Origin of the sequence: Pseudoxanthomonas wuyuanensis (genome assembly GCF_900215535.1) — a bacterium.
Classification (GTDB): domain Bacteria; phylum Pseudomonadota; class Gammaproteobacteria; order Xanthomonadales; family Xanthomonadaceae; genus Pseudoxanthomonas_A; species Pseudoxanthomonas_A wuyuanensis.
On record NZ_OCND01000001.1, the window covers coordinates 774,466 to 785,039 of the forward strand.

The 10,574-nt window shown below is 66.2% G+C and carries 6 protein-coding genes; 5 read left to right on the plus strand and 1 reads right to left on the minus strand.

Annotation, left to right across the window (positions count from 1 at the left end):
• Nucleotides 1–181 precede the first annotated feature (181 nt).
• Entirely contained in the window at nucleotides 182–3,109 is a 2,928-nt protein-coding gene (locus CRO39_RS03400) for a TonB-dependent receptor plug domain-containing protein (protein WP_162125673.1), read from the plus strand.
• Between the two features lie 73 nt (nucleotides 3,110–3,182).
• Here the strand turns inward: CRO39_RS03400 and CRO39_RS03405 are convergent, their stop codons facing one another.
• Nucleotides 3,183–5,237 (minus strand): TonB-dependent siderophore receptor, encoded by a 2,055-nt coding sequence (locus tag CRO39_RS03405; RefSeq protein WP_097120436.1) that lies wholly within the window; start codon nucleotides 5,235–5,237, stop codon nucleotides 3,183–3,185.
• Between the two features lie 93 nt (nucleotides 5,238–5,330).
• Here CRO39_RS03405 and CRO39_RS03410 point away from each other — a divergent pair, with 93 nt between their 5' ends.
• The 4 genes from CRO39_RS03410 to CRO39_RS03425 all read left to right on the plus strand — a co-directional run bounded on the left by CRO39_RS03410 (nucleotide 5,331) and on the right by CRO39_RS03425 (nucleotide 10,574).
• Nucleotides 5,331–6,527 carry an ABC transporter substrate-binding protein gene (locus CRO39_RS03410; protein WP_097120437.1) on the plus strand — a complete coding sequence of 399 codons (1,197 nt, stop codon included), beginning with the start codon at nucleotides 5,331–5,333 and terminating at the stop codon, nucleotides 6,525–6,527.
• A complete protein-coding gene (locus CRO39_RS03415; protein WP_097120438.1) occupies nucleotides 6,524–7,597 on the plus strand; it encodes a FecCD family ABC transporter permease in 1,074 nt (357 codons plus the stop codon). The genes CRO39_RS03410 and CRO39_RS03415 overlap by 4 nt, the downstream gene beginning before the upstream one ends.
• 1 nt (nucleotide 7,598) lies before the next feature.
• Nucleotides 7,599–8,561, plus strand: a complete 963-nt coding sequence (locus CRO39_RS03420; protein WP_097120439.1) for an ABC transporter ATP-binding protein — start codon at nucleotides 7,599–7,601, stop codon at nucleotides 8,559–8,561.
• A gap of 69 nt (nucleotides 8,562–8,630) precedes the next feature.
• Nucleotides 8,631–10,574: a TonB-dependent receptor domain-containing protein gene (locus tag CRO39_RS03425; protein WP_162125674.1), complete on the plus strand. Its 1,944-nt coding sequence runs from the start codon at nucleotides 8,631–8,633 to the stop codon at nucleotides 10,572–10,574.

A 10,574-nucleotide genomic window follows, 5' to 3' on the forward strand; every position in this document is an offset into this window, starting at 1 on the left:
CCAAAAAAGTGATGCGAGCCACATCTTTGCATCGATTTTGTCGCGTATGGTCCCAGCGAGGCCATCGATGTCATACGGCTTCATATCTCGGCACGCCAAGCGAACGCGCTGGTTACGGGAGCGCAATCGGCTCATCGCGCTTGGACCATCAGGCCTATTCAACGACCGGAGAGGGGTACCCATGCAGCAATCAGTCTTTCACCGCAATGTCCTGGCGAGCGCGCTCGCGCTGGCGATGTTTCCGCCGCTTGCGGCGTTGGCCCAGGCTCAGGACCCGCCGCCTGCGGAACCGCCCAGCCCATCCGGGACCGCTCAGGGCGCCAAGACGCTAGATGCGATCAGCGTGACCGGTTCGCGCATCAAGCGCGCGGAGGTCGAGGGTCCGGCGCCGGTAACCATCATCACCGGCGATCAGATCCGCAAGGAAGGCTTCACCACCATCTACGAGGCGCTCGGCTCGCTGACCGAGGTCACCGGCACCGTGCAGAACGATTACGACTGGGGCCAGAGCTCGGTCAACGCCAGCCCGCTCAACCTGCGCAATCTAGGCCCCGGCCGCAGCCTGCTGCTGATCAACGGCCACCGCGTGGCCGACTACCCGCTGCCGTACCAGGGCAAGAGCAACTTCGCCAACTACAACAATATCCCCACCGGCATTGTCGACCGGATCGAAGTGCTCTCCAGCGGCGCTTCGGCGATCTACGGTTCCGACGCGGTGGCCGGTGTGGTCAACGTCATCCTGAAAAAGGACATCGAAGGCGATACCTTGCGCGCACGCTACGGCACCACCACCGAAGGCGGGCGCTCGGTGCGCGATGTCTCCTGGTCCGGCGGCCGGCACGGCGAGGACTGGAGCGTGGCCTATACGCTGCAGTTCTTCGACCGCGAGCCGCTGTGGTCGCACGAACGGCCGTTCATGGATGAGGAGAACGATGCGCCGCGCCGTACCTGGAGCTACGGCGGCGTGCGGGAAGGCGGCGCGACGAACACGCCGCAAGTCGGCATCCGTCTCTTCGACGTGACCAACAATGTACGGATCCGGCCGCCGACCGGCGCCTGCGATCAGTTCGGCGGCGCCTTCTACGAGCACAACCGCATCCTGTACAACGATTTCAATGGCGCGCAGACCGACACCGGTTGGCAGTGCGCCAACCGTTCCGTGTTCCAGCACTGGACGCTGCGCAATGCCAGCAAGGACCTTTCGCTCTACCTGTACGGCACCAAGCAGTTCGGCAATGTCGAAGCCTGGGTGACCTATGGGTACTGGGATTCGACCGGCAAGAGCAATACCTTCATGCCGGCGTGGGGTAGCCAGAATTACATCGACGCCAACAGCGGTCGGGAGATGAGCCTGCTGCGCTATTTCGTGCCGGGCGAAATAGGCGGCGAAGACCGCGCACTGACCAAGTCCAAGGAAACGAACTGGGATTTCAGCGCCGGCCTGCGCGGCACCGTCTTCAGCGACCGCTTCGACTGGGAGGTCATGGCCGGCCGCGCCGAATACGAGATCCGGGAGCTTTTCCCGACCATCCACAACGCGCGTGCCACGGAGTTCTTCCTGGGTCAATCGCTGGGCACCGATCCGGCGAGCGGCCTGGAGATCCACGCCCCCGACTACAACCGGCTCTGGAACCCGGTGTCACGCAGCGACTACGAAGGCGTTCGCGCGCTTGGCGACAAGCGGGCGCGCACCTGGCTCACCCAGGCCAGCTTCGTGCTCAGCGGCGATCTGTTCGAAGGCTGGGCCGGCCCGATCGGCTTTGCCGGCGTGCTGGAAGCCGCGCAGCAGGGCTACAAGCTGAGCCCCGATCCGAACACCATGGGCACCGATCCCGCCTACGAAACGCCCTTCGGCAATATCGAGACCGGCGGTGGCGAGCGCGACCGCTACGCGGCGGGCCTGGAATTCAAGATCCCGTTGCTCGAGAACCTGACCCTGTCGGCGGCGGGCCGCTACGACCGCTACGACGCGGTCGCCGACGATGCCGCCACCACCTACAACCTGGGCCTGGAGTGGCGTCCGTTCGCCAACCTGCTGCTGCGTAGCAGTTATGCCACCAGCTTCCGCGCGCCGGACATGCATTATGTCTACGCCGAGCCCAGCGAAAGCGTGGCCGACCAGGTCGATTACCTGGCCTGCCTGACCGATCCCAACCGGCAGACCAGCAACTGTCCCGGCGGTGTGGGCGATCCGTACCACATCGACAATCCGCTGATCTCCCGGCAGGGCACGCAGGACCTGTTGTACGAAACCGGCGATTCGCTGACCTACGGCTTCGTCTGGGACGCATTCGACGGCTTCTCGCTCAGCGCCGATTACTGGCGCATCAACATCGAGAATGCGATCGACGATGTCGGCCCCGATCAGGTATTGCTGGATGAGGCCTACTGCCTGACCGGCCAGGCGCCAGCGGACAAGCCGGCCCGGACTCCGCCCAGCCAGGCGCTGTGCGATCTGCAGATCAGCCGGGTGACACGCGACGCCAACGGTATGGTCACCGGCGTCGAAATCGGCCCGATCAACCGCGCCAGGCAAAGCGTGAGCGGCGTCGATGTGGCCTCGCGCTATCAATTGCAGACCGCGCGCTGGGGAACGTTCGACTTCGCACTCAACTACACCCGCCAGCTGACCTACAAGATCGCCCAGTTCCCGGGCGATCTGTTCGAAAACACCCGCGACCAGGATCGGCAGATGCGCTATCGCGGCCGCGCCAGCGCCAGTTGGAGCCTGAATCCCTGGACCGCTGTGCTGTACGTGGATTGGACCGCGGGCACCCGCAGCGACCGCTATGGCGGCTGCACCGCGTTGCCCAACGGGTTCCGCCCGGACGTGGCCACCGACTGCACGGATCTGCGCGAGAATGCGGCAGGCGAGCGCAGCATCAGCTACGGCCAGCAGAGCGAGCTGGTGAAGTATTACAACCAGGACCGGATCTACTGGAATGCCAGCGTCGGCTACCAGGCCACCGACGCGCTGCGCCTGAACTTCTATGTCAACAATATCTTCGACGATCACTATCAGGACAAGTGGTGCGGCGGCTTCGCCTACTGCGTGGCCAATCCGGTCGGTCGTGAAGTGGCGGCGGAGGTCGTATACCGGTTCGACTGATCCGCTCGCCAGGACGGCTGTTGCGACAAGAAGGCCCGGCGCGAGCCGGGCTTTCTTGCTCTTGCGGCGGCGCTCACCAGCGCTTGGTAAGGGTCAGCCGGAGGGTCCTTGGTGGCTGGGAGTAAAGCTGCGAGAAGCCGCCGGTGATGTAGTAGCGCCTGTCGGTCACGTTGTCGATGTTCAGCAGCACGTCCAGTCCGTTGCCGAAGGCATAGCGGGCATTGAGATCGAGGCGGGTGTAGCCGGGCAGATACAGGGTGTTGGCCGTGGTCGCTGCTTGGTCGCTGGCGTGAAAGATGCCGCCGCCGACCGTCAGGCCGGACAGTGCGCCGTCGAAGGCCCAGGATGTCCATACGCTGGCCTGATGCCGGGGAATCCCGGCCAGCCGGTTGCCCACCAGACTCGCGTTGGAGTCCCTGCGGATGGTGGCGTCGATGTAGGCATAGGAGGCGACCAGCGTCCAGGCATCCACCGGCCGCATCGAGACTTCGGCCTCGGCGCCGCGCGAGCGAAGTTCGCCGGCCTGGATCACGAAGTTCCAGTCGACCGGGTCGGCGACGACAGCGTCTGTCTTGCGCAGGTCGAAGGCGGCCAGCGTCGCTTCCATCCGGCCCTCCATCAGGATGGATTTGACGCCCAGCTCGCGTTGTTCTCCGCGCGTAGGCTTGGGCGTGATGCCGCTTTCCAGCAGACCCACATCGGCTTCGTTGCGGAACGAGCGCGCCCAACTGGCGTAGACCGACAGGTCGGGATCGATCAGCCAGGTCAGGCCGGCACGCGGCGAGAACGGCGAGTCGCGCCGGGTGACCGCCGGATCGACCCCGCCGGTGTAGAACGACAGCGTTTCGGTGCGCTCCTGGCGGCCGCCGAGCAGCAGGCGCCAACGGCCCCAGGACATTTCGTCCTGCGCGTAGACGGCAAGCGTTTCGAACTCGTAGCGGCTGTTCCCGGTGTCCAGGTAGTTGTCCGGACGGCCGCTGGGCACGGGCTGGTAAAGGTCGATGGGATTGCCGTAGGAAATCTTGCCGTCCAGATAGGCCAGGCGGTCGATGGTGCGTTCGGCCCCGAACATCAGCCGGTGCTGGACCGGTCCGGTGACCCAACGGCCGTAGATCTCGGCCTGAAGCGTGCCGTCCTTCTGGCGCTCGCGATAGCTGACGAAGTTGCGGTTGACCGTGGTGCCGCTCAGGGCAGGGAAGCCGTAGTTGAAGAACTCTTCCTCCGGCACATCCACGTCGGACCAGAATGCGCCCAGGCGCAATCGCCAGTCATCCGACAGCATCCGGTTGAATTCCAGGCTGGCGGTCTTCTGCTTTTTGCGGATGCGCATGAAGTCCTCGCCGTAGTTCCGGCTCGGCGGCACCTGCAGGAACAATGGGTGATTGCCCAGGCCGCGATCGAACGCAGCGTCGCGCTCCAGATATTCCACCCTGGCGAGCAGACTGGTCCTCTCGTCGGGGCGCCACTCCAGTGCGGGCGCCAGATAGGTCTGGCGGTTGTCGATGCCATCCCGATAGCTATTGGCATCCTCATGGGCGGCATTGACGCGAGCCAGCAGCGTGCCGGCGCTGTTCAGAGGCCCTGTCGCGTCCGCGCCCAGACGGGTGTAGTCGTCCGAGCCGGCGGTCAGGTTGGCCGAGGCGGAAAAAGCCTCCTGCGGCCGTTTGGAAACGAAGTTGATGACGCCGCCTGGCTCGAACCGGCCATACAGGGCAGAGGCCGGCCCTTTGAGCACTTCGATGCTCTCCACGCCCTGCAGGTCGATCTCCGGTTGCGACACGCTTTGCCGGAAACCGTCGCGCAGCGTGCTGATGGCCTGGAAGCCGCGAATCCGGAAGCGCTGGTTGCCCGAAAAGCCCATCGTTCGCTGCACGCCGCTGATCGTTTCGGCGGCCTGGCCGATGTTGGCCACGCTGCGCAGGTCCAGCAGTTCGCGCGGCACGATGTTCACGCTGAAGGGGGTTTCCAGCACGGGCGCGCCCGACTTGGTGGCTGTCTCGCCGGGAATTCTTCCCAACGGGCGTCCGTAGACGGTGATGGTGTCCAGGTCGGTCGCGCTTTCCTGCGCGGTGGCCGGGTATGCGGCCAGCAGCGCCGTCGCAATTGCGGCAGTCAGGGTTGTTTTCATTCGCAAGGGGTAGCGGCGGATATGAATTGATATGCTATAACATACCGATAGCAATCCATAGCCGTTCCGGTTTCAACGCGAGGAAGCAGTCCCATGTCATTGCGCGCGCCGCTGTTGGGTGGACTGTTGGCGGCACTGGCCGTCACAGGGTGCCAACCCTCATCGACGCCATCGCCGGCAACCCCGAATGCCCTTGCCGGCGAGGCAATCCCGTTGCGTCATGCCAGGTTGCTGACACTGGAGCGGCACCAAGGTTTTGTCGTGGCCCGTTTGAAGGGCGCAGCCGATGGCGCGGACGCGCGCGCCAAAGCGCTGGCAGGCGAGGTCCTGGTTCTGCTGCCCCATGAGTCGCCGGTGCCGGCGCTGACGGGCGATCTGCGCGACGCGACCGTCATCCGCACTCCGGTGCAGCGCATTGCCAGCAATGCGGGCTCGGACGAAGCGTTCCTGACCCAGCTGGGTGTCGAGGAACGTCTGGTGGCGGTGGGGGGACTGGCTTCCTACGACGACGGCATACGCCGGCGCGCCAAGGCCGGCGACATCGGCCAGGTTGGCTACAACTGGCATTCGCCGCCCAACCTGGACGTGCTGATCGCCAGGCAGCCGGACGTCTTCCTGATGCGTCTGAGCGATCCCGCGCATACCCCGATGCTGGAGCGCGCCAGGACATTGGGGTTGACCGTAGTGCCGACCCTGGCCGAGGAGGAGCAAGGGTATCTGGCGCGCGCCGAATGGATTCGGCTGTACGGTCTGCTTACCGGGACCGAAGCGCGGGCCGATGCGATTTTCGCTGAAGTCGAACAACGGGTTGCCGACCTCAAGGCCAAGGTGGCGGACCGTCCCGAAGTCAACGTGCTCTGGGCCTATCCGAACGGTGCCGACCGCTGGATCGCCACCGTACGCGGCGCCGAAGCGGCCTATGTCGCCGATGCCGGCGGCATCAACCTGCTGGCACGGCCCGAGGACCCGCAGCGCTATTCGGCGGAGACGCTGTCCACCGAGGCATTGCTTCCGCTGGGCGAGCGCGCCGATGTCTGGCTGATCGGCGATATCCACGCGGTCGCACCGCGCAATACGGAGGTCGAACGCGGCTTCCGGGCCTGGCGCGAAGGCCGGCTGTTCGGCAATACCGGGCGCACGGTGGCGGCCGAGAACGCCTACGACTGGTATCAGACCGCGCTGGTGCGCCCGGACTGGGTGCTGACGGACTTCGTCAAGGCCTTGCACCCGGATCTGGTGAGCGAACCGTTCCGTTTCCTCAAGCCGCTGGAACAGGGCGAATACCGATGAGTGCGGCGGTTTCTGTCCCGTCCGGGCCGTCGTGGCACCGCACATGGCGCACCCCGGGATTGCTTGCGGCGCTGGTGGCCTTGCTGATCGTCGCCGCGATAGCCGGCCTGTGCATCGGCCAGGTGGTCCTGAGCCCGGCGCAGGTGATGCAAGGACTGCTGGGCGCGGGGGAGGGTTCGATCGAATCGCGGATCGTCGTCGAGCTGCGGTTGCCGCGCGTGGTGGCGGCCGTGACCGGCGGCAGCGCGTTGGCCTTGGCCGGCCTGTTGATGCAGGCGCTGTTCCGCAACCCGCTGGCCGATGCGTGGTCGCTGGGCCTCATGGCAGGCGGACAGCTGAGAGCGGCGCTGGTGGTGGTTGCCGGAGCGGTAGTCGGCCCGGCCGCCCTGAGCGTTCTGGCTGGATTGGAAGGCATTGGCGTGGTGTCCGGTTCGGCATTGGGCATGCTGCTGATTGCCACCGCCATGGCGGGCCTTGCCCGGCGGGTGGGAACGGTCACGCTGCTGGTGCTGGGGCTGATGCTGGGCTTCATGGCCCAGGGCCTGATCAGCGTGCTGCTGCATTTCACCAACCGCTCGCAGGCCAGGGCATTCGCGTCCTGGAACGACGCCACCTTCGCGTCGGTGGTCTGGACCGATTTCGCCACGCTGCTGCCGCCGTTGCTGCTGGGACTGGCGCTGGCAGTGGCGCTTTCCAAACCGCTGACGGCGTTGTTGCTGGGCGACACCTACGCCGAGAGCCTGGGCGTCAATGTGCCGCGCCTGCGCCGCCTGGTGCTGGTGGCGGTCATCCTGCTGGCCGCGCCGATCACCGCGTACTGCGGCCCTGTCGCATTCATCGGCCTGATCACCCCGCATCTGGCCCGGGCCGCCATGGGGTCGGCGCGCATCGGTCCGCTGGTCGCGGTCACCGCGGCGATGGGCGCAACGCTGGCCCTTGCCGCCGACCTGGTCGTGCACCTGCCGTGGAGCCAGCATTTCCTGCACCTCAACGCCATCCTGGCCATCCTGGGCGCGCCGGTGGTGATCGTGCTGCTGCTCGGCTCGCGCGCAATGCGCGAGGGAGGCTGACGTGCTGTCGTTGAACGGACTGGGTATTGGCTATGGCCAGCGGCGGCTGGCCAGCATCGCCGATACCGGCGTGCGGGCCGGCGAGTTCATCTGCCTGCTGGGCCGCAATGGCCAGGGCAAATCCACCTTGTTGCGGACCTTGGGCGGTTTCATTCCGACCCTTGCCGGCGAGGTGCGGCTCAACGGAGTCGCTGTGCGCCAGATGTCCGGACGGGCCAGGGCGCAGAGCATCGGCGTGGTGCTCACCGACCGGCCGCAGGCGGCAGCGTTGCGCGTGTGCGAACTGGTGGAGATGGGGCGGCAACCGCACACCGGCTGGAGCGGCGCGCTCAGCCGCCAGGACAGGCGCATCGCCGCGCACGCGCTGGAGCAGGTCGATGGCGCGCATCTGGCGATGCGGACGGTGGACAGCCTGAGCGACGGCGAGCGTCAGCGCGCGATGATCGCGCGTGCGCTGGCCCAGCAGCCGAAGGTGATGCTGCTCGACGAAATCACCGCGTTCCTGGATCTGCCCAGCCGCGTCACCATCATCGATCTGCTGCGCCGGATCGCCGCAGAGCAGGGCGTAGCGGTCATTCTCTCCAGCCACGATCTGGAGCTTTCGCTGCAGACGGCCGACCGGCTATGGCTGCTGCCGGGCCAGGGGCGGTTCGTGGACGGCGTGCCGGAAGACATCGTGCTGGCCGGCGAGATTGGCCAGGCCTTCGATCAGCCGAATCTGGTGTTCTCCGTCCGCAGCGGAAGGTTCGAACGCCCCGCTCACGGTGCCCGGGCTGTGCATGTGGACGGCGACGACATCGCCTCCCTGTGGCTGAAGCGGGCGTTGCGGCGGCGCGGCTTCGCCCTGGCGGGGCGTCCGGAAGAGGCCAGCCATGCGCTGATACGCAGCGGTCCCGGCGGCTGGACCTCCACCGGCGGCAGGGCTGCCCGCTCCATCCAGGAGGCCCTGGCCTTGCTCGCCTGACGCCTCCGGCCTGCCGGCCGCGCTGATTCCGCGATTTTCCACCACCTTCCAGAAGAGCATCCAATGACCATGCATGATCTTTCCCGCGGCCTCGCACTTGCCGTGGGAAGCATCGCCACGCTTCATGCCGCCGTCGCGCACGCCGGCGGCGAGGCCACCGACTTCTCCACCATCGTCGTTACCGCCACGGCGACCGAACGCAATCTGGCCGACGCGCCGGCATCGATGACGGTCATCACGCGCGAGGAACTGCAGCAGCGGTCCATCCTGGATCTGTCCGATGCCTTGCGCGGTACGCCTGGAGTGACGCTGAGCGGGGTGGGCATGACGCGCCGCGGAATCCGCATCCGCGGCATGGACAGCGAGTACACGCTGGTGCTGGTCAACGGTAGGCGCATCAATGCCGCCAGCGATGCGATCGCGCATGCCGATTTCGACCTGGGCTGGGTGCCGGTGGAGGCGATCGAGCGCATCGAAGTCGTGCGTGGGCCGATGTCCTCGCTGTACGGTTCCGAAGCGCTGGGCGGCGTGGTCAACATCATCACCCGCCAGGCCACCGATGAGTGGAAGGGAAGCCTGAGCTTCAATGGCGGCGTCGTGGATGGACGCCTGGGCGGCGATACCTATCAGGCCGGCGTCTATGCCGGCGGCCCGCTGATCGCGGGCAAGCTGGGGGTTAGTTTCTATGGCGAGAACCGCCGCAAGGATGCCGCTGCCGATGCGCTGGACGAGCGTCTGACCGAACAGGAAGGGCGACGGGCCGACAGCGGCAACCTGGTGCTGTCGTGGACGCCGGTTGAAGGGCAACGCATCGACGTCTCCCACCTGGAGGGCAACGAAAAGCGCTGGCGGAATGCACTGCAGGCCGGCGCGGTGCCTTACGTCTACGAAACCGTCGATCGCATCGACCGCAGCCAGAGTTCGTTGTCCTACCGCGGCCAATGGCAGTGGGGCGAGAGCGCGCTGCGCGCCTACCGCTCCACGCTCGATCGCAGCAACGAGCGTTCCCGCGGAACGGCCACCGGCCCGCAACGACTGACCGAAGACGCCGTCGACGGCCACGCCAGCCTGTGGTTCGGCGAGCGCCATCGCTTCACGCTGGGCGGCGAATGGCGCCGCGAACGGTTGGAAGACGTCACCGTCAATCCGGCCGGACATGACCAGGCCGTGGGGAGATCGTTCTTTCTTCAGGACGAGATGGAACTGGCGCCGCGCTGGTCGCTGGTGGTGGGCAATCGTTTCGATCATCACCAGCAATTCGGCTGGCATCAGAGCCCGCGCGCCTACACCGTTTACCGCCTCAACGATCGTTTCGCGTTGAAGGGCGGGGTGGGTAGCGGCTTCAAGGCGCCCAGCCTGAAGCAGCTCTCGCCGGGGTATTCGGCCGTCGGTGGCGGCGGGCTGTTCACCATCTACGGCAATCCCGATCTCAAGCCGGAAACGGTGACCACGTACGAGCTGGGCGCCGACTGGAACGCAGGCGAGTGGTCGCTGGCAGCGACCGCGTTCCAGAACGATCTGGAGGATCTGATCCAGACGCGCTGCGTGGCCGACTGCGGCATCCGCGGCCGCGAAGTGCGCAACTACATCAATGTCGCGCAGGCACGCCTGCGCGGCGTGGAAGTGACCGGCAAGGCCGCGCTGGCGGCGGGCTTTTCGCTGGACGCCAATTACACCTGGCTGCAGGCGCATGATCGCGTCAGCGGTCTGCCGCTGGTCGAGCGCCCCCGGCATAGCGGCGCAACGACACTGGCGTGGCAGCACGCGCGTTTCAGGGCGGCATTGCGCGGGGAATACAAGGGCACGCAACGGCAGACCTCCGGCTCCCGCCAGGTCGATCTGCCCGCCTATACGCTGTGGTCGCTTGACCTGGGTTACCGCATCAGCGACCGGGTGAGCGTGCGCGCCGGGGTGGAAAACCTGCGCAACGAGCGCCTGAGCGACAGTTCCACGCTGTACTCCTATCGAGAGGTCGGGCGCTACTACAGCGCCGGCATCAACCTGGCGTTCTGA